Here is a 26,116-nt window from a genome sequence, read left to right on the forward strand (position 1 = left end):
GCGACAATAAGCCCAAACAGAGGAAAAACATATGGAACTATTTTCAATTTTTCATTTTTAATTCTTGAATCAGAACATGATGTTCACCACCTCTTTTTTAAACGATAAAAAAAGAACTATTTCGAAAAATAAGCCAGAATTCTCAAAAATTTGAAAAAACAATTTTCGTGAATTCTGGCTTATTTATTGAGACTTAACTGTTTTTGTCCTCATTTTTTCAATACTTTTTTACCGCAGTCAAAAAATAATTTAGCGTTTTATTGAAAGCGAATCATTCAAAGAATCAAATACAACTAATTCCGTATTATCTACGAAAAAGTCAAAGAAAGTGGCATTAGGCATCGGATGGAAGTAAGCATTCATAATACGGATCAATGCATTATGACAGACAAGTAAATAGATATTTTCTTTATCTGCAAGGCATTCTTCAATTAGTGGCACAACGCGCGCGTAGACATCTAGTACCGACTCACCATTTGGAAAACGAATGGCAAATTCTTGACGTGCTTCTTGAAAAACCGTTTCATGACTTGGCATACCGTCATACTCTCCAAAATCCATTTCAACTAAACGTTCGTCCATTTCCATTGGTAGTTGTAGTTTATCAGCAACTGCTTGAGCTGTAACCTTCGCACGTTGTAATGGCGAATGAATAATTTTTGTTACAGTTATTTCTAATTGCGCTACTTTCTCAGCTAATATTTCCGCTTGTTTTTGCCCTTTTTCTGTTAAAGGAACATCTGCCCTTCCACAGACAAAACCTGACGCATTCCAAGTTGTTTCCCCATGTCTAGTTACATATAACATTTCATAACGCTCCTTTATTTCATCTGGCTCGATTGTAACACACACAACAAAACAAGTCGTGCGTTCCTTATTAACAAACTGTTTTTTTATTTCAAAGAAATTATTTGGTTGGCTATTTTTTCTAAAAAAGCTTGGTCATGATCAACAACCAACATCGCTGGTTTACAGGTTGAAATCAAATGCTCTAATTGAGCCTGATTGAATACATCTAAATAGTTCAACGGTTCATCCCAGACATACAGTTCTGCTTCTTGAGAAAGTGATTTCGCTAGTTCTACTTTTTTTCTTTGCCCCATACTCATCTGCTCAATCCGATTATGAAATACGTCCCTTTCCATCCCAAGTTTACGTAAATTATTTAAAAAGAGCGGGTAACTGACTTGATTTTTTTCTGCAAATTCAGCTAATGTTCCTCGATTATCTTCGTAATTTTGACGGACATAACTAATTGTTAATTGTGTTGATTTAACTATCTCTCCTTCTACCAGACCAGTAAATTCACCTAGAAGATATTGTAGAATAGAAGACTTTCCTATACCATTAGGACCCATTAAGGCAACACATTGCTCTTGTTCAATCGAAAAACTGATCGGAGAAAAAAGCATATCATCATACCCCAATTGCAAATTTTCAACTGACAGTAAGCGTTTATGATGTGTTTTTTTAACGTTCATAATCAAGGGGTCGATTGACTCAATATCCTTTAATAGTTTTTCTTTTTCTTCAATTTGTGTTTCCATTCGATGAACAATTGCTTTTGACCGTTTCATCGTGCGAGCAGCATCAGCACCTATTGCTCCCCGATTCACTCTGCGATTTTCTGTATCAATAAATCCTACTTTTCTTTTCGTTTTATCCCCTTCACGAGAATGAGACCATTCTGCTTTTTCTGCGGCTGTTTTCTTTAAGCGCATCACTTCTTTTTTGATTTTTTCATTTTGTGCTAGTTCAAATTCATTTTTTAATCGTTTTTGCTCTTCGTAAATGGAAAAATTCCCATGATAAAGTTCTAACTGACTCTTTTCAATTACTAACACATGATCCACCACTTCATCTATAAACCCTCGATCATGACTCACTACAATAAATCCTTGCTTTTTTTTCTTCAAGTAATTCGCTACTTGTTTTCTTCCTCTTATATCTAAATGATTGGTTGGTTCATCAATCAATGGAAAATGTTGCTCATCGGTAAATAACAAAGACAACAATACTTTTGTTTTTTCCCCACCTGACAATGTATTGTAAGGACGCCAGAGAATTTCTGGATCAGTTTCCATCAATTGTAGCTCTCTTTCAATTTTCCACAGTTCTACATTTGTTAGTGTAGTCAATACATCATAAGTCAGTCGTTCTTTTTCTCGTATTGTTTGCGGAAAATAACTGAATATTTGTTGATGAATGACCTGACCTTGATAGGGTAATTTATTTTGTAAAATGTTCAATAACGTTGTTTTTCCTCGGCCATTTCGTCCAATCAAACCTAATTTCCACTTTGTATCAAAATTTAACGTCGCTTGATCAAACAATGGCAGTACTTGATTTTCAAACCCAAAAGTTAAGTTTTTTATTTCTATTTTAGACATCTGTCATCCTCCTATAAAAAAGACCAGTCCTATTTTCAGAACTGGTCACCAAAGAAAGGATACAAAAGAGACCCTGTCATTGAAAACTTGCCAATTCTGAAAATCTGCACACTATTCCCTTGTTTATAGAAATAGCTTTTATGCAGCTTCCAATAATTGACTTAGTTTTTCAATGGAAAGATCCCTCACTTCGTTTTATTTGCCAATAGGTTAACACAACTTTTTTTGAACTGTCAACTAAGAATCATTATTTTCAAATAAATAACTGATATTACGTGCCATAAGCGTTACTTTTTCAAGTGTTTCTTCACGCTTCAGTGCTTCTTTCAATTCAATAGGTCCTAATTGAATGCTAAAGACGCTCGGTAGTACTTCTTCTAAGGCACCTAAATTTTTTTCTCGACTACCGCATAAAGCGATCACTTTTTTTTGATATTTTTGTGCAAGCCGAGCAACACCATAAGGGACTTTTCCATTGATCGTTTGCTGATCAATGCGACCCTCCCCTGTGATCACAAGGTCTGATTGCTTAATTGCCTTTTCTAAACCTATAAGTTTTGCCACTAATAAAAAACCAGAAGTTATTTTTCCACCTACAAGCGTTAATGCACCACCGATCCCACCCGCAGCTCCACTTCCAGGAATTTCATTTAAGTCTACTCCAACCTCTTGTTTCATTTGTTTGGCGACTTCGTTTGCTCGCTCGTCAAGAAAGTCTAATATTTTTTTTGTTCCACCTTTTTGCTTGCCATAGATATAGGCCGCTCCTTGCTCGTTGCTGTAAGGATTCATGACATCTGTTGCCACCAGTAGTTGCACTTTTTTAAACTTTTCCTTGCTTTGACCTAATTCGATTTTTTTCGTTGTAAGTAATGGGTTACCTTCTGTATACCCTTCCAGTTTTGCACCTAGTGATTGCAAAACACCTAATCCTCCATCAGAACAACCACTCCCGCCAAGTGTCACAATAATTTGATTTACTCCTTGTGATAGCGCATCCTTTAATAACTCTCCTAAACCAAAACTCGAAGCAGATCGAATCGTTTGATCTGTGGGTTGCTTTAAAAGATCAAGACCGATAACACTTGCTGATTCAATCACCGCGATCTGTTTTTCCTCATATGTCGTGAGTAAATATTTGCAACTTCTTTTACGAAAAAGTAAATCAACACCTTCAACTTCGCGCCATTTTCCACCTAATGCATGATAAATTGCATCTGCTGTTCCTTCGCCGCCATCTGCAATTGGGCAATTAATTTTCTGTCCATTTTTTAACGTCCAACCATTTAATACCGCTTGATTTAATTCAAATGATGTCGCACTTTGCTTGAATGAATCAATGGCCGCTAATATATTCATCTTCTCTCCCCCTCATTCTCACTTTTTATTCTAGTAAGACATGTTTCTTGTTTTTTTACAACTAAAATAAGCTGTAAAAATCGTTTCATTGAATAAAAACAGGAAATAATTCTCCCCACCTTTACTCGCTTTTTATCTTGTACTAATAAATATTTTATTTTCAATCAACTGAATATCTACGTAAAAATGGTCTAAAAAACATCAATGATGACCATTCACGTTTTTTAAACCATCTAATATTTTCAGTTAATCATTCATTTTAGGACTTGATGTTACCCGTTTGCCTAAGTGTAAATATTTATGATTTAAAGAGACCGGAATAATCTGGGTATTTTCGGTATCAAATCCACGTTGGTAAACGGCAATATCACATAAAATGATTCTTTTCGTAAAGTATAAGCATTCATCTGGTAATTCTTTCAAAGAATGATAAATCATTGGATTTAGTTCAGTACTTTCATTTATCTCAGATATAATTAGTTCCCGATAAAAAACCTGCTTGACGACACTTGGTGCGACGATAAAAATTTCAGTAGGTTGATCCTCATCTTGAACACTCATGGTTAAGAAGATACTTTTGACAAATTTTCGAATTAAATTATGGTTCCATCTGATAGTTAGTGCATATTCTTCTTGCCAAAGTCTTAAAATTTCTAAGAGGCTTTTATAAAGTTCTTTTTCTGCTGCTGTTAATAAATAGATGCGTTCGGGAAGAAATACTTGTCCATCGGCCCACGTCGTACGAATAAATTGTAAAAATGATTTTTTTAAAATAAAATCATTTTCACATTTTTTTCCAATTTTTTTGACAATCTTTTTGCTTAATTCATCAAAGCATGGGGTTTGTTCAATAAAACTAGTATAAACCACTTCAAAATCTTTTCTCAATAATTCCATATTTTCATTTGTATAATTACGTGTATTAAATAAAGAAAAAATATAGTAGACATCTTCTTGTTGTGCTAAAGCTTGACTTATTATATGAAACAAAGGTTTTGTTGCTGCAATTTTTTTATCTTCTTCACTAAAATAAATAGGATGGTCCTTTCTTCCTATCGCAATTTCAATTCCTCGTCTGATCAATGTCTTTTCTTCTTCGGAATATCTGCGTTTAAAAAAATGTGTTTCGATAAAATCAATTAATTCGTCACAAGCTTTTGCTATGTTTTGACTTTTATTCTCATAACCTTCCCAATTGATATATCTTACTAAAGCAAGTAACAGATTACGTACGTCAAATTCAGGAATAAGAATCTGTTTGTTTCTCAAATATGAATTTGCTTTAAAAAAATCTAGCACTGTTTTTTTGATTGTATACACTTTGCTTAAAGAGATAAACTCTAGATCCGATAATTCTGTGCTAGTAAATTGTCCTTTAAAATAATAACTTAAAAACTTTAAAAAATACGATTGTCCATACAAGAATTGTGTTAATTCTGATAATTCAATACCAGGTTTAAATATGATTCTACAAATGTGTTTTTCTCGTTCATATTTCTCTATACAATATTCTAAACACGCCGTAATACTTTCAAGATCGTGTAACACTGTAGGCATCGTTACACCTAACATTTTTGCAGAGTCTTCAATATCTATTTCTTGAAATTCAAATAACTGCTCACAAAGGTATACTTTTCTAGAAATATTCCGCTCAATGTAATTTTCTAACATGCCTTTTTTCGCTCCTCTAAATTTTTCTATAGCTCTATTTAAGCATATTATTTCAAATAGATTTTTTTTATTTCCTTATGAAAACAACGCTTACAAAAACAAAATAAAAAAACAAGAAGTTAGCTGGTTTTGCTAACTTCAAGTTGAGTAGATATCGTGCATAGCATTTGCGACAAGAAACTATGATTTTCTAAAATATGGGGAATTATTTCAAAAAATCATTTCTTCTTTGTCCAAAACTAACCGCTACTTTTATCACTTATCTAACATTAAAAGACTCTGTCACAACCTTATTCAAAGATATCAACATCAAGTTTTTCAACGACATCTTTTAATAATTGGATTCCGGCTGCACTGTTACCAAAAGGATCTAAGGCTGGACCAAACACACCCATACCATAACGATTAGGTACTGCTACCATCAATCCACCACCAACACCGCTTTTTGCTGGTACACCAACGTGAACAGAAAATTCTCCTGATTCATCATACAGCCCGGCAGTTGTCATTATCGATTTAACAATTGTCGCACTTTCTTCTGTAATGATCCGTTTATCATTCCATGGAGCTATACCTTTGTTGGCTAAAACGGCTCCTAATTTAGCTATACCTTTTGCTGTCACATTGACGGAACATTGTTTAAAATAAACAGCTAATATTTCTGAAACATCTCCGTTGATCATTTGATTTCCTTTCATATAGTAAGCTAAAGAACGATTAATATCACCAGTTTTAGATTCAGAATGATAGATTTCTTCATTCAATGTGATACCAGGATCATCACAAATTTCTTTCATAAAACTCAAAATTCGTTCAAATTTTTCTTCTGGATTTTTTCCGGCAATCAATGAAGTTGTTGCAATAGCACCTGCATTGACAAATGGATTCATTGGATGAGGACGATGATTTATTTCCATATTCATAATGGAATTAAAAGCAAATCCTGTTGGTTCCGTATTAACGGTTTGAAAGACTTTATCGATTCCATTGTCTTGAATGGCTAACAGCAAAACTGGTACTTTTGACATACTTTCGATGGCAAAACGTACTTGCGAATCTCCAGCTTCAATTAATTGTTTGCTTTTCAAGTCATAAATCGCCATTCCTAATTGCTCTGGATTGACTTGTGCTAAGGCAGGGATATAATCAGCTACATGTCCTGTTTGATAATAGTGAAAATTTTTCCCAATCAATTGTTCTAATTCTTTGACATCCATTTTATTAACCAGCTTTCAATTTTTATTCGTTACATGCTGAAATTTATGACGGCATGCATAAATCGTAAAAGGTATAACAGCAACCACAAGATAAGAAATAATCAAAATTGTTTCGTAAATACCGTGTTGCCCTGAAGCAATACTTGAAGGTGGAACAAATGAAATACAAAACGCAAAAAGTGAGGTTAATAAACCTAAACATGCAATAATCGTTTTGACAACTTTTCCACCAGGAACTTGGTAAGCTCTTTCTAATTGGTCATCTTGATAAACTAATTTTAGATATCCAATGAAAAACATAAAATACAACATTAAATAAATGACCACTGTTAATGACATTGCGGCAAGAAATGATAAATTATTGCCACCGCCACTTAGTGTAAAGACAGTCGCCCAAATTGAAGCCACGATCCCGTTAGCAATCATTAAATTTGCTGGCACTCCATAAGCATTTTCTTTAGCGAAATGTTCTGGCAATAACCCTTCTTCTGCCGCAACATGTAGCGCTTTTGAAGGTGAAGTAACCCAAGAAGCAATTTCTCCAATGACACCTAAACAAACTAAAATAGCTAGGATTTTCGCAATCCATGCAAGACTAGGATCAATGTGACGTAATAAGAACTCAAGTGATTGAATGACACCAGTGTTTAGTGACAATCCATGTTGAGGAACAGTCGTGGCTACAGTCAATCCGCCAAATGTATCCAAAATGATCGCTAAAATGACTAAGACAAACATTGCTAATGGGTAATTTTTTTTAGGATTCTCCATTTCATTGGCATGACTAGCAGACGTTTCGACACCCATATAAGCTAAAATAAATGAAACGAAAACAACTAATGTGGGTAATTTTGAAAAATCTGGAATGAGTGTTTTCATTGATAAAGTCGTTTATAATGGTGCACCTGAAGCTACGTAATGTATCCCTAAAGCGAATAACACCAAAGCTGGTAGCAAAATCCCAGCAATAAAACCGACGCGAGCAATCAATGAAGTATATTTGGTTCCTCTTAATTGGGAAATCAAAATGGCCCAAAAAATAATTAAAAGAATCGCTAACTTTAAAAACTTATTGTTTTGTATCGCAGAAATTCCTGTGGCATAAGACAACGCACCTGTCAGAAAATACAGCATCGTTAAATAACCGACTGTAATTTCAAACCATTGAAAAAAGATAGCAGCAAAACCAAATCTTTTTCCTAAAGTTCGGCTGACCCAAGTATACACGCCACCTTTTTCCCAACCTTTAACAGTGGCCATTTCAGCTGCACATAATGCGACTGGGATAAACCATAATAAACCACCTAATAATAAGAAAAATACTAAACTAAAGCCTGACGTCGCAAATGTTGGGTATTCATAAAGTGAAACCACCATTGAAATGGTCATAGCTAAAAAGCCAAAAAACGTTAATTTTTTTGCAGGAATTTTCGCTTTGCTTTCTTGCATGAAGCTTCCTCTTTTCTACTCATTTTTATTTTCCGAAGAAAGTGAAGTCTAATCCTTCTTCTTGTTCTTCTTTTGTTGTAGTGATGGTCGTCATGTGCATGATGACTTTTAAAATCCCTGCTGTTACAGCATAAGCATATAATGCAACCAAGCACACGCCGACAACTTGAACACCTAAAAGGAACCAACTTTGTGAATTTGACATCAAATGGGCGTTTGTGGCAAAAATGCCGATGAGAATGGTTCCAGTAAAACCACCCATTCCATGCACACCCCATACATCAAGCGCATCGTCCCAATTTTTTTGTTTCCGAAAAGCAACAGCGTATTGGCAAACGATGCCCGCAATGATACCAATGACCATTGCACTTTTTGGATGGATATAACCCGCACAAGGTGTGATCGTTGCAAGTCCTGCAACAGAACCTGTCAGTACATCAACAAAATCAAACCCATTTCCTTTGACTTTTGCTACCAACAACCAAGTGATCATGGCAAATGCTAATGCAATAAAAGTCGAACCAAAAGCATTGACTGCTTGATAATCCGCTCGAAGTGCCCCACCAGAATTAAACCCAAACCAGCCAAACCAAAGAAGTCCTGTGCCAATAGCGGCTGCCATCAGACTACTGTGTCCATTACGCTCAGATGATGGGATCTTTCTTTGTCCAAGTGTCAAAATACATGCCAAAGAACCAAATCCAGCAGTGGTATGGATAACTGCTCCACCAGCAAAATCACGGAATCCTAATTGAGCTAAAAATCCGCCACCCCAAATCCAATGACAAACAGGGAAATAGATAAGAAGATTCCAAAAAATCAAAAGCAATACATATCCTTTTAAATTTAGTCTCCCAGCAAATGCACCAGTCATCAATGGAACCGTGATGACAATAAACATTAGTTGATACAAGAAAAAAATTAAAAATGGAATCGTTGCTCCATGCAATAAGTTAGGAACATTTGACACATGATTCATGAAAAAAAAAGTCCGTTGGATGACCAATAAGTCCACCGATATCTCGACCAAATGCTAAACCAAAACCACCGAATATCCACATCAAAGTCGTAATTCCTACGGATAGAAAAGATTGTGCCATCATTGTTGTGATATTATTTTTACGGGCTAGACCGCCATAGAAAAATGCCAATCCAGGGGTCATCAAACAAACAAGTGCCGTACATAAAATCATAAACGCCGTATCTCCTGTATTAATAGATAAATTATTCAATTGTTCTCACCTCATTTCTACAGTTATGAGTATAGGAAATTTCAATACTTGATTTTTGCTTTTCTTTTTTCGTTTTCTTTTGTTAAACCATAAAATAGAAACAATCATTGTAAACACTAAATTTTTTAAGAAACCTTTACTTTACCTAGTATGTTTTCTTTTTTGTTTATAAATTTTTTTTATTGTTTTAGAAAAACGCTTTTTTAATCTTGTTTTTTTACTTTCACTATTCATTTTCTAAAAAAAAATAAAAATGATCTTTCTCGGTACTCCTCATTGAACGTTCTTTTTTCAAGTAAAAACAGACGATGATTTTTCTATCCATAAAATCCGATTCATTTTGTTCAATCAACCAAAACAAAAAAATAGCTAACTGCCTGAAAAAAGGCACGTTAACTATTTTTTCTTTCATTAATGACTAACTCACATAAAGTTTGTTCATTGATTTAGACGAACTATTTCCTTAGAGGAATCTACTATTTTCCATTTAAGCTTTTCATCGTCATCTCAAATATGGGACCAATTGCAAGCACACATAATAAAGTTCCAATTCCAATTGGCGCACCCAGTAATACACCTACAATTACCATCAGGGCATCTAACCCTATACGAATAAATTTCAAACTAATCCTTGTAAATTTAAAAATCAATTGAGTCAGCGCTTCCAAGGCTGCTGAGCCTTTATTCGAAGAAACATATAACCCCGCACCTATACCAAATAAAATAGGAGCCAAAATCACTGCAACAATGGAGTAACCTGCCATATTGACTGAGAGTTTGTTCAACCAAGGCTCTAAAAGACCAATCAGCAAACCAAGCCCAAATCCATTGATCAAGCTTCCAACTCCTAATTCTTTCCGATCAAAAATAGCAACAATTCCTAACACACAGGCATTAAAAATCAAGCTAGCCACCCAAAAAGGGATATCAAAAATCGTTAACATGCCGAGTAAAAAGACACTGATTGTATCTGCACCTTTATGGGCTGTGACCAATAACGTTACTGCTAAAGCAATCATGCTTGTTCCTAAAATCACTTGCATTAGTTTTTTTATTTGTATTTTTTCCATCTTTCCTCCACCAAATAAATTTCTTGGTTATTTGGCTCATTCGATCGTTCAAGTGTGCTATTCATTTCACTACACACGGCTTAAGCTTTCTTACTCACCAATACAAACCACCAGCGTTTATTTTACTATTTATTGAGGATGAATAGTGAACAACTATTACCTGTACTCCTGAAATAATTAATGAGAAAATCACTCAATTATCTGATATAATAAAAGTAATTTTATAAATATAAAAAAACAAACGTTTCTATTTTTTACTCTTCCCCACAATATTCATACCGTTCAAACACCCCTTTTTCCATCTCTAAAAATCTTTGAGCCCAATGACTTGCATCAAAAAAATCTAATAGCTCATTTTCTACTGCTTGATAAGGTGTATGAAGAAATGTAGATAATTCATCCAGTTCTCTTTCTTGTAGGAGAAACATATTTTTTGGATTATAAAAACGGTAACTCGTAATTGCTTCATTGCTTGTGACAAGTTTTTTCTCAAAGTAGATGGATTCAAATGTACGCAAGGTTACTCCTCTTTGTCCTGCTCTTAACAATTCTAAAATCCCTCGCGAATGTACTGTTAATTCTAAATATTCTGCATAGGAAAGATAATTTGGTTGGTCATTTCCACGTGAGGGCAAAATAAAATAATTTGTTTTAAGTCCTTGTTGTTCGAATTTTTTTTATAACTTTCCGCTTGTTCCTTACGACCATTATCAGTCGCTCCAAAAAATAAATCAGAAGTTATTTCTACATCTGGCATCTTCATATTTTTAGAGTAAAAAGAACTATTATGAAGAATCCCCAGTTCTTTGGCTTCCAGACGATCAAAATGATACACTTCATCAATTGCAGAATTATTTTGTGCTTGTTTAAGTAATTGAAAATGTTCTTCTTTAAAATGATTCCAGAAAAACAAAACCATTTTTGCTTTTGTATAAGAGCGAACACGTATAGCCATTTCCATTTCAAAACCGTAGTCTAAGAAAATAATCAATTCATATTCCTTTAATTTTGGATGAAAAAAAGTGAAATAAACAGGGTCTAATAAATCTCTTCCTGAAATAACATCAAACGTATTAATTGTAGGAAAAAAATACAAAGATTTATCTTTAGCAACTAGTAAAATAGGCAATTTTGCCATACGTATCTCCTCACTTTCCTATATACATTAAATATTCCCAGCGATAAAGTAAAATATAAGCTTTTTTTTATCATATCTTCTTTTTTAAGGAAAAGGCGAATAAAACGCTCGAATATTTGAGTTTCTTTTGAGGCTAAAAATATTCCGTTTACATATGGATTCCATGAAAATTTTATGATTTTTTCATTAAAGTAACGATTTTTATTTCCAGAATTGTTGAAATTGTCAGATAATTTGCTATGATAGAGCAAGTTATTTTTCTAAATTTATCTATTTATGTTTTGTTTGTCACATAGAGTAATGGAACATTTTATTCTGAGAAAAGAGGTTATTTATGGAAAAAACAGAAAACACTAAACTAAAAAAACAGCTAAGTTCCAGACATATTACGATGCTTGCACTCGGTGGTGCCATTGGTGCTGGACTATTTAAGGGAAGTGGAGAAGCGATTGGCATTGCAGGGCCTGCTGTCTTGGTTGCCTTCTTGATCGGTGGAGTAGTCTTATTTATTGTAATGAATGGTCTTGGAAAATTAGTGTTAGATGATGGGGATACACAGCATGGCTTATCTGGACTTGTCCGTCCTTTTTTAGGTGCACATTCGGCTGACTTTGTTGATTGGGTGTATTACTCATTATGGACGATTAATATTATTGCCGAAGCAGTTGCTGCTGCCTCCTTTTTACAACTATGGTTCCCAAATATTCCAGCTTGGATATTTGTATTAATTTTAGCAATTTTAACTACACTGATTAATTTATATTCGGTACGATTATTTGCTGAAACGGAATATTGGCTCGCATTTGCTAAAATTAGTGTAATTATTTTATTAATTATTTTTGGTGTGTACTTAGTTGGACATCAAATGTTCGATAACGGTGTCTTTCCAACACTTCAACATCTCACTGATAATGGCGGATTTGCTCCCCACGGTGTGAAAGGGATTATCAATTCTTTACTTGTCGTGATCTATTCTTATGGTGGATCAGAACTAATCGCTATCACTGTTAGTGAAGCAGACAACCCTAAAAAAGCGATTCCTAAAGCAATCAGAGGCGTCATGGGACGAATCATTTCGTTTTATATTATTCCGTTGTTTTTATTGTTAGTCATCTTTTCTTGGGATACACTGGCACATTCATCCGTTAGCCCATTTGTCATGGTTTTTGAAAAAATGAATATTCCGTTTGCTGCAGATATTGTGAACTTTGTGATTATTTTAGCGTTGTTTTCTTCTATTAATTCTGGTGTTTATGCTTCTTCTCGTCTTTTATACTTCCGTTTAAAAGACAAAAAAGGGGTTGCAAACAAATTAGCTGTTTTAAATAAACACCATGTCCCACAGCGATCCGTTTTATTTTGTGCGAGCATCTTATATCTTGGCGTAGTGCTGTCTTACTTTGTTGGAGATAAGTTATTTGGTTATCTAGCTGGTTCACTTTCTTATACCGTATTAGTTATTTGGATGATGATTAGTTCAGCAGCATTTATGTTAGCTTTAAAGAAAGGTTCTATTTTTGAGAAAAGCTTGAATTTTCTTGCTTTAGTCGTTTTAGGATTGATTATGATTGGTATTTTCTTTACCAATTCGATTGGTGTCACTATTTTGACTGCTTTACTTTACTTGATTATTTTCTTTAGCTATCGAAGAAAGAATGATATTTTTGCCTAAACAACGATGTTTTACTCATTTAGAAACTATTTGAAAATAGCCTGCAACGAAAAACAAGCAACTAAATTGTTTAAACAATTTAGTTGCTTGTTTTTTTATAAGCTGAGAAGATAAAGAGAGGAGAAAAATAAAAGGAGTTTTTTTAATGAAAAAGTATTGGAAATTTTTATTGATGATTGGTGTCTCTACGATAATTATGTTTGGTATGATGTATCTCAATGTTTACTCAATTGATCACATTTTCTTTAGTCGTACTCGTGTATTTATGGCTTTGATGATGGGAGCTGTGATGGCGATTATTATGCTATTATTTATGTGGAAGATGTATGAAAACAAAACATTGAACAAAATCATTCTAGGAATAAGCATCCTTGTATTTTCTGGCTCATTATTCATGGTACGCAGTCAAACAACTGTGAGCGACGTTGCTTGGATGAAAGCGATGATTCCTCATCATTCTATTGCGATTTTAACAAGTAAACGAGCAAATCTACAAGATCCCGAGGTCAAAAAATTAGCCAATGAAATTATTAAAGCACAAGAAAAAGAGATTAAACAAATGAAAAAATTGATTGAAGAACAAAAATAAAATAATAAATTTTATATAAAAAACGCTCAAAGCAAACTGCTTTGAGCGTTTTTTTCATAACTTTTTATTCTTGATTTGGTTGAAGTTCGAGGCCTTGTTTTTGGTTCTTTTCTTCTTTTGACACCCCTAATCCAGTAAAGGCACTCACCATTGAAAAAACTGGCGAGAACAAACTGAAAAAAACGAATGGCAGGTATGTTAATGTAGGGATGCCAAACGTACTAGCAACAAAACTGCCGGCAATTCCCCAAGGTATCAAGTAGTTAATTACTGTTCCTCCGTCTTCTAATGTTCTTCCTAAAACGGTGGGATCAAAACCAGCTTTTTTATAGGTTTCTTTAAAAGCATTTCCCGGTAAAATAACAGATAAAAACTGTTCACCAATAAATAAATTCACGCCGATACTTGTCAGTAAAGTCGTAAAAATTAATTTCGGTGTATTCGTCATTTTTTTCGAAACAACATCCATCACTGTTGAAATCAAGCCAAATTCAATCAGTAATCCGCCAAGTGAAAGCGTCAAAATAATCAAAGAAACCGTAGGCATCATGCTTTCAATTCCGCCACGACTAAGTAATGAATCGATTTGTTGGTTTCCTGTGTGGGCCACAAATCCAGATTCGATGACACGAGCCAATTCATTGAGAGAAGTCTTAGAATTTTGGATAAAAATCATACCAACAGCCACTGCGATATTTAACAAGATCGTTAGAATAGCGGGTACTTTTCTCCATGCACATAATAGCATCAATAAAAGTGGAAGAAATGACCAGACAGAAATGGTAAAATTCAATTCCAGTGTGGCGGTTACTTCTTGAATGGCACTTAAGCTAGCACCTTGATTCGTATGTCCCAACACTGCGAACAAAAAGAAAGAAACGACAAAGGCTGGAAGGGTCGACCACATCATATGTTTGATATGCTTGAACAGGTCCGCATCAACGATCGCTGCTGCTAGGTTAGTTGATTCTGATAAAGGTGACATTTTATCACCAAAAACAGCTCCTGAAACAATGGCTCCTACTACTAAAGCTGGATTTAAACCTAGCGTTGTACCAATACCAAAAAAAGCGATTCCGATAGTGGACATGACAGTAAATGCACTTCCTACTGCACTACCCACAATTGCACAAACGACAAAAACAGACGGAACAAACCATTTGATACTAATCAATTTGAAACCAACAACCATCAGCGTGGGGATAATTCCTGCTTGGATCCACACAGCAATTAATGCCCCTACTAAGATAAAAATAAATATAGGAATAATCCCAGGTTTTATACCATTTACAATCCCTTCATGTAACCATTCCGTTGGGTAATTTTTTACTACTGCGTAAAGCATGATCAGCCCAATCGCTGCTAAAATTGTAATATTTGGTGATAGTTTTAACCCTACCACACCTATTGCAATACTTGAAACAATGAGCAGTAATACGAATACTGCTTCTTTAAAACTAGGTTTTCCTTTTTTCTCCATATTTATTCTCCTTTTTTAGTTCATTAAAGTTCTAAAAAAAGATAGATATCGGATAACTCCGCCACAATTCATGATCATTTCCCCCTCTAGTTAAACAAAAAGACCTATTTTCAACTAAGGACGAATGACTCCGCGGTACCACCTTAATTAAAAACAGATCTGTTTTTCACTTTGATTTCACTATTTAATTTTTATTTTCTTTTCATGTAATTCGACATTTTGGCTTGATCGATTCGCAGCAACCATCGACTTTCTGAACAAAACACCTAAAATGCTACTGTGTGAAAAGTTAACTTTTATGAAGTTTAACGTTTGGATTATTTTTTGTCAATATAAAAGGGATTATTTTTTACTTTTACGATAAAAAAGATGGTCTTTCTTAAAATGTCGAACCTTTTAATTGGCTTTGTTCAAGCAGACGTTGATGTTCTTCTTTAATTTTTGTTAATAGTTCAGGTTGTTCAAAAAGGTCTAATGCTGTTGCTGCTAATAATTCTGTAGCAATCGCAATAGATGCCAGTCCTTTTGCACTTTTAGCAGCAGCTTTAAATTCCTCTGAATGACCAGCAATATACTCGTCTGAAATTGAGACAGTTGGTTGAATGGTCGGAATCACTTGGCTCACGTTCCCGACATCAGAAGAACCTAGACTTGTTTTTTGTTCCACGTCGATTTCATTTTCTGGAACCCCTGCCTCCTTTGCATGACTAAAAAATAGTTCATCAAAAGCCGGTGTAGAAATAACATTATCTACAGCATTTTGGAATAAACCAAATTCATAACTAGTTCCTGTACTTAGCGCCGCTCCTTTTACGATATTTTCAACCTTTTGATAGACTTCATTTAATGTTTGACGATTGCCTGCTCGTAAATAAAATCGTCCAGCTGCATATTCAGGAATAACATTTGCTGCCACACCACCGTCTGTAATAATTCCATGAATATTGACGTCTTTTGGTAACTGTAATCGTAAAGCATTGATTCCATTAAATACTTGAATGAGTGCTTCTAAAGCATTGACTCCTTTTTCTGGAGCTGCTGCAGCATGAGAAGCAACGCCATAAAATTTAATATCTACGGGATCATTCGCCAATGACTCTGTTGTTTTACCGTAACGATAAGCCGGATGGACACATAATGCAGCATCCACATCAGCAAAAAATCCTTCTCTAACAAAGCTTCCTTTTGCCGAACCATTTTCTCCGCCTTCTTCTCCTGGCGTCCCATATACTCTGATTTCACCACCAATTTCAGCAATTTTTTCTCTAATAATACTTGCAGCTAAAACTGAATAAGTGCCAAAAAGATTATGACCACAAGCATGCCCGATTCCTGGCAATGCATCAAATTCGGCTAAAAAGGCAATCACAGGTCCAGGTTTTGCCGATTGATAAGAAGCAGCAAATCCCGTCCGATGTCCAGCGACTTCTTTTTTCACTTCAAATCCTTCTTTTTCTAATTGTCGAACTAACGCTTCTGATGAATAAAATTCATAGTTGCTCACTTCTGGATGTTGATGAATATCTAAAGCAAGTGCTTGATATTCTGATAAACGTTCTTGGATCGCTTCTTTTAATAAATTTGATTGTTGCTTTTTAATGATTGATGTTGTCATAATTCATTCCTCCATGTATTTTTATTTGCGTCCAAACGTTTCCCATGCTGGAACACTTGAGCCTTTTGATGTTTTTTCAATGACTTTGGCTGTTTCTTCTGTTTGATAAGCATCGACAATTTTTTTATAAGTGCTATTGTCTTCATCTTCTTTTCTAGCAACAATAATATTGACATACGGGCGAGCACTGTCATCTACTGGTTCTAAGAAAATTGCATCTTTGGTCGGTGTAAAACCAGCATCGACTGCCACACCACTGTTAATAACAGAAAGATCCACATCATTTAACGCACGTGCTGTTTGAGAGGCATCTAATTCTGAAATAGCTAGTTTTTTACTATTTTCTGTAATATCAGAGACAGTCGGAGTTTGTCCTTTTGCTGGATCCACTTTGATCAATCCGGCAGTTTGTAAAAGCAATAATGCACGTCCTCCGTTTGTTACATCATTTGGTATAGCAACCTTTGCCCCCTCTTTTACTTCACTTATCTTTTTGATCTTATTAGAATAAATACCTAATGGCGCATTAACCGTGTTACCAATTGAGACTAAATCTGTCCCATGTTCTTTGTTGTAGTTATCCAAAAAGAATTGATGTTGAAAGGCATTTAAATCAATCGAACCGTCTGCCAAGGCTGCATTAGGTTGATTGTAATCAGTAAATTTAACATATTCTAAATCAATATTTTCTTTTTTTAGACGTGCTTTGACGTTATCCCAAACATCTGTGTCTTCACCAATAATACCTAATTTAACAGTTGTTTCTTTAGAAGTTGATTTTGTATCTGCTTTTCCTTGGCTGCACCCTGCCAACCAAACAATTGCTACTAATGCTACTACGGTCAATCGAATCACTTTTTTCATTTTTTCTCCTCCAATTAATGCGATATTTTTTTAATTAACAAGTTACTGACAAACTGGCTTAGAAATACTAAAGCCAAGATAAGTAATGTAGCGACAATGGTTACATCTGTTTGAAAACGATTATACCCTCTAGAAATAGCTAGATTACCTAATCCTCCTGCACCGACAGCACCTGCCATTGCAGTTAAACCAATCACATTGATAATCGTTAAAGCAGAAGCACGTACGATCCCAGGCAGACCTTCCAATAAATAAACACGAAAAACAATGCCGATTGGACTAGTTCCCATGGATTCAGCAGCTTCTATCACACCAGGATCTACTTCTAACAGAGCATTTTCAATTTGACGAGCAAAGAATGGCACGATGCCAAAAACTAAAGGAACCAATGCAGCTTTTGCACCAATCGTCGTTCCAACAAGAAAACGAGTAGTGAGTGCTAATAACGAAAGCAAAATAATAAATGGAATCGATCGTACAATATTGATGGATTTATCAAAAAACTCAAAGAATAAACGATTTTCTAATAATCCTTTTGGGCGAGTGACAACTAAAAGAACACCTAAAATAATTCCTAATGCACCGCCAATCAGTGCTGACCAAAATGTCATATATAGTGTTTGCTTCGTTGCTTCAATAAATTCATCTGGAATCAGATAAACATTTGGTAGATATTTTTCAATCCATACATTCATCTTAAACGCCTCCTTCAATTAGTTTTATTGCATCTTGTGATTCGTGTTTTTGCAAGATATTAACTCTCACGCCTAAGCGTTTCAAATAATCTAATGCTTTTTGTTTCTGAATCGTTTCACCAGCTAAAGTCACGATCAAACTACCAAGAGGCGTTTCTTGCAACCATTCGACATTACCGTAAAGAATATTCGCTGTTACTTGGTATTTGCTATATAACTGAGCAATCAGTGGTTCATTTGTTTGAGTACCGACATAACTTAATTCAATTAACCATTTATTCGCCAGTTGGTCAGCAAATACTTCATGTTCTTGGATTTTTTCCAATGCCTGATCCAAATGTGTGGCCGTACGTATAAAGTCCTTTGTTAATTCTTCTTTTGGATGACTGAATATCTGGACACTACTGCCATTTTCAATAATTCTGCCATTTTCCATCACTGCCACTTTATTACAAATTTCTTTTACTACTTGCATTTCATGAGTAATTAAAACAATGGTTAGCCCTAATTGCCGATTCAATTTTTTGAGTAATTTTAAAATTTGTTGAGTTGTTTTTGGATCTAGCGCACTTGTCGCCTCATCACACAGCAATACTTTAGGTTCATTGGCTAATGCTCGAGCAATTGCTACCCGTTGTTTTTGCCCACCAGATAATTGACTAGGATAGGACGAAGTTTTTTCTTCCAGACCTACTAATTCCAGCAATTCATTTACTTTTTGACGACGTTCCTGTTTCGATTTTCCTGTATACTTTAGGGAAAAATCGACGTTGTCAAAAATCGTACGGTTTTCCATCAGATTAAAATGTTGAAAAATCATACCAATGGATTTACGTTCTTTTCTCAATTCTTTTGGTGATAGTTTTCCTAGATTGGTCTGATGAATGATGACTTCACCTTCTGTTGGTTTTTGTAAGAAATTCATTACACGAACCAACGTACTTTTTCCTGCACCAGAATATCCCACAATGCCATAAATATCACCTTTGGCAATCGATAAATTTACTTCTTCTACTGCGCGGATTACCTTTTCTTTCTGATAAAAATGGACACTGATATTTTGCAACTCAATCATTGAATCTCCTCCTTGTTTTATAATAAAAAAGGCATCCTCAAGAAAATGATTCACTCACTTTCTTGAGGACGCCTTTTTGCGTGTTACCACCTCATCTTTAAGTAACGTTCACACGTTACTCCTCTTCAAGTACAAACATACTCTAGCAAGATATCGGTCGCAACCGTCACCGCCTTACAAATTGCTTGGGGTGAAATGCTCAGTAGCCATTTTCCAAATGTTCCTCTTTGCTTCTTCTCAGCTTTCGAAGCTCTCTGTTAAAAGATTTCCAATTGTACTTACTACGTCATTGCAAAAAATATTAAAAAAAAATCCTTTTACCAACACAAAAATGTTAGTAAAAGGACGATAAATCGTGGTACCACCTTTATTCGGAAGTTTCCTTCCCTCTATCCAACGTCTCAACTAAGAGAGATTGGGGTTCTTTTTAACGGTTGAACGAAACCGAATTTGCCTACGTATCGACAAATTATCCTCCAAGGCCATTTTCAACTTTGCACACTTAACTCTTTCCACCAATCAGAGTCTCTCTAAAAAGTCTTTCAAGTTTACTTTCCTTATCAATGAATGTTGCTATTTAGCTGTTAAAAACAATTTACCTTACCGTCTTTTAAAAGTCAAGCATGAAATTTTAAAAAATGTTGTTACGATTCATCCAATGTTGTTTTATCAAGTAAATCAATAACAATTCGTAAATCTTTTCCTTCAGCGATTAAGTTCAAATGCTCTTTTTCTTTTGCGGTATAGTTTCGTTCAAAACTTGTATCTGGAATCAAAACAACACCCATTCCAGCTCGTGAAGCAGAAGTGGCCCCTACGAGAGAATCTTCCACTGCAAATGCTTCTAAAGCGGTTAGTTTGGTTCTTTCTAATGCGGTTAAGTAAGGACATGGCGATGGTTTGTTTTCCGCTACTTCATCGCCAAAAGTCATTGTATCAAAATAGGGTATCAACTCGAATTGCTTCAAGATATCAGTGGCTCTTTTCGTAACAGTAGTAGTAGCCAAACCAATTTTTAATTTTCGTTTTTTTAATTCCACTAAAACTTCTTTGGCATAAGGTTTTAATTGGATAGCGCCACTGTGTAATTGTTGATAAAAATATTCTTCTCGTTTTGCTCGAACTTCTTGCACTTTTTCTGGACTTCCTGCTGCTTGGACTAAAATATCAAAGCTTTGCTTCCAGTTTTTCCCACCCCAAGCGTCAACGATTTCTTTAGGTATTTCTAAGTCATATTGTTTAAATCCCCATAACCAGCCATCACGATACGTCTTTTCCGTATCGACTAATAGACCGTCTAAATCAAATATTGCACCTTTCATTCTTTCACTATTCCTTTCAGAAAACAATATCATTAGTTTAGCATGTTTCATTGATAATTGCATACAGTGTGAAATATTTTTTGGTAAAGTGCATGAATGCATATCAAAATACTAAAGTATAAAAAACTGAATGAAAGAAAGTCTCTCAATAGATAAAAAAGCGACACTAGCATGTGATTGATCTACTGATAGATATCTGAACGACCTATTTTCTTTGCCTCTAGCAATTTGTGTATCTTATTTTTCAAAATATAGAAAAGTAAAAATTGAACTTTACACTTTTTGTTATTTTGCTACAATAAATAAAATCAATGACAATTATAGAAAAGTTGTTGGCTCTGATTCAGATAAGTGATATAACATCAAAGCCAAAAGTCAATTTGAATTTATTAAATCTTTTTAGGAGGTAGTGGAATGAAACCAGTAATTAGTCCCTTAGCAACACCTTACCAGTTCGAAAAATTTTTTAATGAAGGGGAAACAAGATGGAATGACCGCGGTGGTGCTAAAATAAAAACTATTGTTATCCATCATATGGCTATGACTGATTTTGATGCAGTTCCTGAAGTATGGAGAGAACGAGAAGCCTCAGCTCATTATGGTATTGGACCAAATGGAGAAATTAGAGCTTATGTAGGTGAAGAAAAACGTGCATGGCACGCTAAACAAGCCAATGCTGATTCTATAGGGATTGAAATATGTAATATTTCTAAAGAACCAAACTGGGGAGTAAGTGATAAATCAATTGATGCACTCGTTCGCTTAATAGGTGATATATCTAAACGATATGGAATAAAAATGGAAATCATCGGTCATCAATTTGCTAGAGGAAATACTCCAGAAATGACTGAATGCCCTGGACCGACACTAACACGTAGACTTCCAGAAATTAGAAAAAAAGTGGAAGTAATATTGGGGCATCATTTTTCAGAAATTAGTAAGAATGTGAAAGAGCAAGCAGCTCAAGTTAATTCACAAAGAAATAGTATGGGAATGCTTGATAAAAAGATGGATCCAATGATGAAAAATAAGTAAAGATCGTACGTTCTTAGATACTTTCATACTGATGAAATACCTTGTCAATACATAACAAACACGAAGGAACATTTTTATTCTACTTTAGGCCTATATCCGAATAAACAGCGATAAAAAGGAACTCCTTAAAAAAGAAGAAGAAATTCACAAAAATTTGAAGAACACTAAGTAAATAACAATCAAGGACAAACGCTTGATGTTGTGTTTCTTGTCAAATTTTGTAAATTTCTTCTTGGTGTTCCTGCGCGTACTCGTCACAATTGCTCACTTGGTTATTGGCTAGAATTTTAAAACGTGAAGTGCATTGTGATTCGCTGTTGAAACGTATCTACATGGTTTGCAGGAACTAAACACTATCTGTATTTTTATCTATTCTTATTGATGGTTCTTACAATAATTCACCAAATTTTCTAACATAGAAGTTTTTGACCATGGTTACTAATGCTAAATAAGCTAGGATGGTGACAACTAACCAAATCCAGTACTCTCCTGGTAATGGCATTAATCCTAATTCTGCACCAAAACCTGTAAATGGCAAGACTGAACCGACAGCAATACCTAAGGTTGTAATGATAAACATCGCAAAGGTAGCATTACTTTGAATAAATGGAATTTTTGGCGTACGTAGTGCATGTAGGACTAATGTTTGTGACCACAAAGATTCCACAAACCATCCAGCATGGAATAAAGCAATAAACATGATCTTTTGTTGTGCATCTAGTGTATGGTAGCTTCCTCCCACTACTGCTGGACAAATCACAAAATACATCAATAGGTAAGTGGTAATATCAAAAATTGAACTTGTTGGTCCAAAGTAAACCATGAATTTTCCAATACTTGATGCATCCCACTTTTTAGGTTCATCAAGGTATTCGTTATCCATTTTATCCCATGGAAGTGAAATACAAGAAACATCATAAATCAAATTTAAGAATAAAATTTGGAGCGGCAACATTGGTAAAAATGGTAAAAAGGTACTGGCAACTAATACGGAGAACATATTTCCAAAGTTTGAACTTGCGGTTGCTTTGATGTATTTCATAATGTTCCCGAACGTTTCACGACCAGATAAAAGCCCTCTTTCCAAAATCATTAAGTCTTTTTCAAGTAAAATGACATCGGCAGATTCTTTGGCGATATCTACTGCTGTATCGACAGAAATACCAATATCTGCTACTTTCATTGCTGGCGCATCATTGATTCCATCACCTAAAAAGCCTACCGTATGTCCATTTTGTCGCAAAGCTGTTGTTAAACGAGCTTTTTGCTGAGGATTTAATTTAACAAATACTTCATGATCTTCAGCAACTTGTGCTAGTTCACGATCATCCATTTCCGAAATTTTTTCTCCCGTAATCAATTCATTGATTTCTAAGCCGACTTGACGACAAACCGAGCGCGTCACTAATTCATTATCACCAGTTAATACTTTTACAGCTACACCATGATCTTTCAAAGCTTTCAGCGCTTGTTTTGTTGTTTCTTTTGGTGGATCAAGGAAAGCAAGATAGCCAATAAGAACCATGTCTGATTCATCTTTTACTGAAAACTCACCCACGACACTTGGGTTTGTTTTTTGAGACACACCAATTACACGCAGGCCATCTTCATTTAAAGCTCTTACTTTTGCAAGTACTGACTCTCTTCTTTCATTTGTTAAAGGACTGACAGTTCCTTCAATGTCAATATAATTAGAGATGCTAAGCATTTCTTCGATTGCACCTTTTGTGATCATTTGCGTTTTACCAGCAGTATCTTCGACCACGACACTCATACGACGACGTTCAAAATCAAAAGGAATTTCATCAACTTTACGGTAATTGATTTTATCCGTTGATAAAGATTGTTTGGCTTCATCAATAATCGCTACATCTAATAGATTTTTTAGGCCTGTTTGATAGTAACTATTTAAATAAGCATGACGTAGCACACGCTCATCTTCTTTTCCTGTACAGTCCATATGGTATTCTAAAATAATTTTATCTTGCGTCAGTGTACCGGTTTTGTCTGTACACAATACATCAATTGCTCCAAAGTTTTGGATTGCATTTAAGTTTTTGATCACCGTGCCTTTTTTCGCCATCACGCTCGCACCTTTAACTAAGTTCGTAGTAACGATCATTGGCAACATTTCAGGTGTTAACCCAACTGCTACGGATAGACCAAATAAGAACGCTTCTAACCAATCACCTTTAGTGAAACCGTTGATAACAATCACTGTTGGCGCCATCAGAGCCATAAATTTGATTAACAACATCGATGTTTTGTGGATACCAATTTCAAAATTGGATTTAATTGGCTTTTCAGATAATGTTTGAGCAACATGTCCAAATAAAGTCTGATTTCCAACCGATACGATGATTCCTTCAGCACTTCCGCTGATGACATTGCTTCCCATAAAAGCTAGATTTTCATAACTGGTTTCACTAAGAGAATCATCTTCATAGACAATCGCTTGTTTTTCAACAGGATAGCTTTCACCAGTTAATGCGGCTTGAGAAATAAATAAATCTTTTGATGTCAACAACCGCATGTCTGCTGGAATCATGTCCCCAGCCGATAAACGAACAAGGTCTCCACAAACAATTTCTTCCATCGGAATTTCTGTATAATTGCCATTACGCTTAACTGCTGCTGTTACTTTCACTAAAGATTTTAATTTCTCCGCTGCTTGATTCGAACGAACGGATTGAATCAACGTCATTGTTCCGCTGACAATAACCATCGTAAAGATAATGATCGCACCAAAAAGGTCTTTTTCTTCTGGGGCTGCTAATAGATATTCTGTAATAAATGAAATCACACCTAATGCAATTAAAACAAGGGTAAAAGGTGTAATATAAGCTTTTAAAACTTCTACAATAAAAGGTGTTTTCTTTCCATAAGAAATGGAATTTTCACCGTATTTTTCTCTTGCTTCTTTAATTTGTTCTTCTTCCATACCATTATCTGTTGAATGAAGAAAGTTCAATAATTCTTGTTTCGTTTTCCCTGCAAATGCAGCATAAACTTTTTGTGTATCTCTCTTTTTTTCCATCTGACTTCTCTCCTTTATCCTAGTAAAAAAGATTAACCATTTTTACTTAGGAATCATTTCATTATTCGATTGCTGGAGAAAAAGCTGTAATAAAAGGGGCTGAAAAAAGATAGATAATAGCTCCTACCAGCAATTTCTCTCGTATTCTTTTTTTCGCAGGACTGTCATCCATTTGTTCTCATCTCCTTTATTTTGTAATGGATTTTTCGTTTTTTCGCTTTTCGTATCACCGTTAACTTCCCAACAAAACCACCTCCTACATTTTTGGAACATTCGGTTTGTAAAGGCAAAAAAGACCTTTCGTCAAAGTTCAGCGAAAGGTCGAAAAAGCACATTAAAAAAGCTTCTTTGATCTCATCGTTGAGTTTTGACACTGTACAACGTAAAAAGCAATAACTTGCTTTTAGCTACCTTATGAAAAGCCTTGTCTCGACAATTCCTGTTCTACCCATTGGCGTCTCTCGACGTTTTTGGGCAGTAGCCTATGTTTGTATAGGAGCCTCACCTAACAAATCCTATTTAGTTTTCCTTCGTAAATATAACAACTTATCAAGCGCTTGTCAAACTAATTTTTCACTTTTTTCAAACAATTGTGACAAATAATTATTCTGCCAAATACAATCGAATCGCATAATAAAAAAAGTAAAACTGTTCCTTCATTTTTTAATCTTTTACTTTTGTTTGTACGTTTCACTAGACACCAGTATAATAAAAGTATAACAAAAGAATAGGGGTGTTTAATGTGGAACGTACGCTAGTCATTATTAAGCCAGATGGCGTCAGACGACATCTTGTTGGACGTATTATCCAACGATTCGAAGAAAAAGGCTTAGCCATTACTGAGATGAAATTTGGTACCATGTCAAAAGAATTAGCACAAGAACACTATCATCATTTAAGCGGTCGTAGTTTTTTTGATGAACTGATTGATTATATGACCTCAGGACCTGTTGTCTATCTTGTTTTAGCGGGAGAGGATGTTATCGACATCGTTCGTAAAATGGTGGGTGCCACAAAAGCTGTTGATGCAGCTCCTGGAACCATTCGTGGCGATCACGCACTGCCTGGAACCGAAAATATTATTCACGCTTCAGATTCACGAGATGCTGCTACTAATGAAATTCAACGTTTTTTTCCAATAGTTGATTCTAAAAAGAAAAAAAATGAAGTAAATCACCCAGCTCTTTAAATGTTCATCATTTAAAC

The 26,116-nt window shown here is 35.0% G+C and carries 17 protein-coding genes, 3 pseudogenes, 1 riboswitch and 2 other annotated features; of the genes and pseudogenes, 4 read left to right on the top strand and 16 right to left on the bottom strand.

All coding sequences use genetic code 11. The annotated features are described in order from the left end of the window. Positions 1–249 precede the first annotated feature (249 nt). From EVI01_RS03020 to EVI01_RS03060, 9 genes and pseudogenes are all read right to left on the bottom strand, one after another. Positions 250–807, bottom strand: a complete 558-nt coding sequence (locus tag EVI01_RS03020) for a histidine phosphatase family protein (protein WP_146811521.1) — start codon at positions 805–807, stop codon at positions 250–252. A gap of 86 nt (positions 808–893) precedes the next feature. Next, positions 894–2,390 (bottom strand): Lsa family ABC-F type ribosomal protection protein, encoded by a 1,497-nt coding sequence (locus EVI01_RS03025; RefSeq protein ID WP_010751603.1) that lies wholly within the window; start codon positions 2,388–2,390, stop codon positions 894–896. A gap of 237 nt (positions 2,391–2,627) precedes the next feature. Next, positions 2,628–3,749 (bottom strand): glycerate kinase family protein, encoded by a 1,122-nt coding sequence (locus EVI01_RS03030; protein ID WP_010751604.1) that lies wholly within the window; start codon positions 3,747–3,749, stop codon positions 2,628–2,630. A gap of 246 nt (positions 3,750–3,995) precedes the next feature. After that, a complete protein-coding gene (locus tag EVI01_RS03035; protein ID WP_010751605.1) occupies positions 3,996–5,420 on the bottom strand; it encodes a hypothetical protein in 1,425 nt (474 codons plus the stop codon). Between the two features lie 290 nt (positions 5,421–5,710). Further along, entirely contained in the window at positions 5,711–6,637 is a 927-nt protein-coding gene (gene glsA / locus EVI01_RS03040) for a glutaminase A (RefSeq protein WP_010751606.1), read from the bottom strand. 15 nt (positions 6,638–6,652) lie between these two features. Beyond that, positions 6,653–8,086: pseudogene (locus EVI01_RS03045) on the bottom strand (amino acid permease). Positions 8,087–8,111: 25 nt separating this feature from the next. Next, positions 8,112–9,318: pseudogene (locus tag EVI01_RS03050) on the bottom strand (ammonium transporter). A 476-nt stretch (positions 9,319–9,794) separates the two neighbouring features. Continuing rightward, on the bottom strand, positions 9,795–10,388 hold the full coding sequence (locus tag EVI01_RS03055) for a YczE/YyaS/YitT family protein (protein ID WP_010751612.1): 594 nt from the start codon (positions 10,386–10,388) through the stop codon (positions 9,795–9,797). Between the two features lie 254 nt (positions 10,389–10,642). Next, positions 10,643–11,526: pseudogene (locus tag EVI01_RS03060) on the bottom strand (WaaS/CpsH family glycosyltransferase). 334 nt (positions 11,527–11,860) lie between these two features. Here EVI01_RS03060 and EVI01_RS03065 point away from each other — a divergent pair. Then, on the top strand, positions 11,861–13,198 hold the full coding sequence (locus tag EVI01_RS03065; RefSeq protein ID WP_010751615.1) for an amino acid permease: 1,338 nt from the start codon (positions 11,861–11,863) through the stop codon (positions 13,196–13,198). Positions 13,199–13,343: 145 nt separating this feature from the next. Continuing rightward, positions 13,344–13,787, top strand: coding sequence for a DUF305 domain-containing protein (locus EVI01_RS03070; protein WP_010751616.1), 444 nt, complete (start codon positions 13,344–13,346; stop codon positions 13,785–13,787). A 64-nt stretch (positions 13,788–13,851) separates the two neighbouring features. On the opposite strand, the gene nhaC is transcribed toward EVI01_RS03070, so the two are convergent. The 6 genes from nhaC to EVI01_RS03100 form a co-directional block, all read right to left on the bottom strand. Next, positions 13,852–15,267: a Na+/H+ antiporter NhaC gene (gene nhaC, locus EVI01_RS03075; protein WP_010751617.1), complete on the bottom strand. Its 1,416-nt coding sequence runs from the start codon at positions 15,265–15,267 to the stop codon at positions 13,852–13,854. A gap of 379 nt (positions 15,268–15,646) precedes the next feature. Further along, on the bottom strand, positions 15,647–16,882 hold the full coding sequence (locus EVI01_RS03080; RefSeq protein WP_010751618.1) for a M20 family metallopeptidase: 1,236 nt from the start codon (positions 16,880–16,882) through the stop codon (positions 15,647–15,649). Positions 16,883–16,903: 21 nt separating this feature from the next. Then, the gene (locus EVI01_RS03085) at positions 16,904–17,746 is read right to left on the bottom strand and encodes a MetQ/NlpA family ABC transporter substrate-binding protein (RefSeq protein WP_010751619.1); all 843 of its coding nucleotides are present in this window, start codon (positions 17,744–17,746) and stop codon (positions 16,904–16,906) included. A 14-nt stretch (positions 17,747–17,760) separates the two neighbouring features. Next, a complete protein-coding gene (locus tag EVI01_RS03090) occupies positions 17,761–18,441 on the bottom strand; it encodes a methionine ABC transporter permease (protein WP_010751620.1) in 681 nt (226 codons plus the stop codon). Between the two features lies 1 nt (position 18,442). Further along, on the bottom strand, positions 18,443–19,516 hold the full coding sequence (locus EVI01_RS03095) for a methionine ABC transporter ATP-binding protein (protein ID WP_010751621.1): 1,074 nt from the start codon (positions 19,514–19,516) through the stop codon (positions 18,443–18,445). 61 nt (positions 19,517–19,577) lie between these two features. Beyond that, positions 19,578–19,815, bottom strand: a binding site (T-box leader). Positions 19,816–19,854: 39 nt separating this feature from the next. Further along, positions 19,855–20,089: a binding site (T-box leader), on the bottom strand. 71 nt (positions 20,090–20,160) lie between these two features. Then, positions 20,161–20,838: an HAD family hydrolase gene (locus EVI01_RS03100; protein ID WP_010751622.1), complete on the bottom strand. Its 678-nt coding sequence runs from the start codon at positions 20,836–20,838 to the stop codon at positions 20,161–20,163. Positions 20,839–21,252: 414 nt separating this feature from the next. On the opposite strand from EVI01_RS03100, the gene EVI01_RS03105 reads away from it, so the two are divergent. Next, positions 21,253–21,873, top strand: coding sequence for a peptidoglycan recognition protein family protein (locus tag EVI01_RS03105; protein WP_010751623.1), 621 nt, complete (start codon positions 21,253–21,255; stop codon positions 21,871–21,873). 388 nt (positions 21,874–22,261) lie between these two features. Here EVI01_RS03105 and mgtA read toward each other — a convergent pair whose 3' ends face one another. Then, positions 22,262–24,910 carry a magnesium-translocating P-type ATPase gene (mgtA, locus tag EVI01_RS03110; protein WP_010751624.1) on the bottom strand — a complete coding sequence of 883 codons (2,649 nt, stop codon included), beginning with the start codon at positions 24,908–24,910 and terminating at the stop codon, positions 22,262–22,264. A gap of 345 nt (positions 24,911–25,255) precedes the next feature. Continuing rightward, positions 25,256–25,430, bottom strand: a riboswitch (M-box (ykoK) riboswitch). Between the two features lie 222 nt (positions 25,431–25,652). Between mgtA and ndk the strand changes: the two genes are divergently transcribed. Continuing rightward, complete coding sequence (gene ndk / locus EVI01_RS03115; RefSeq protein ID WP_010751626.1) at positions 25,653–26,099, top strand: nucleoside-diphosphate kinase; 447 nt, start codon at positions 25,653–25,655, stop codon at positions 26,097–26,099. Positions 26,100–26,116 lie beyond the last annotated feature (17 nt).

Source organism: Enterococcus villorum (assembly GCF_007990225.1).
Taxonomy (GTDB): Bacteria; Bacillota; Bacilli; order Lactobacillales; family Enterococcaceae; genus Enterococcus_B; species Enterococcus_B villorum.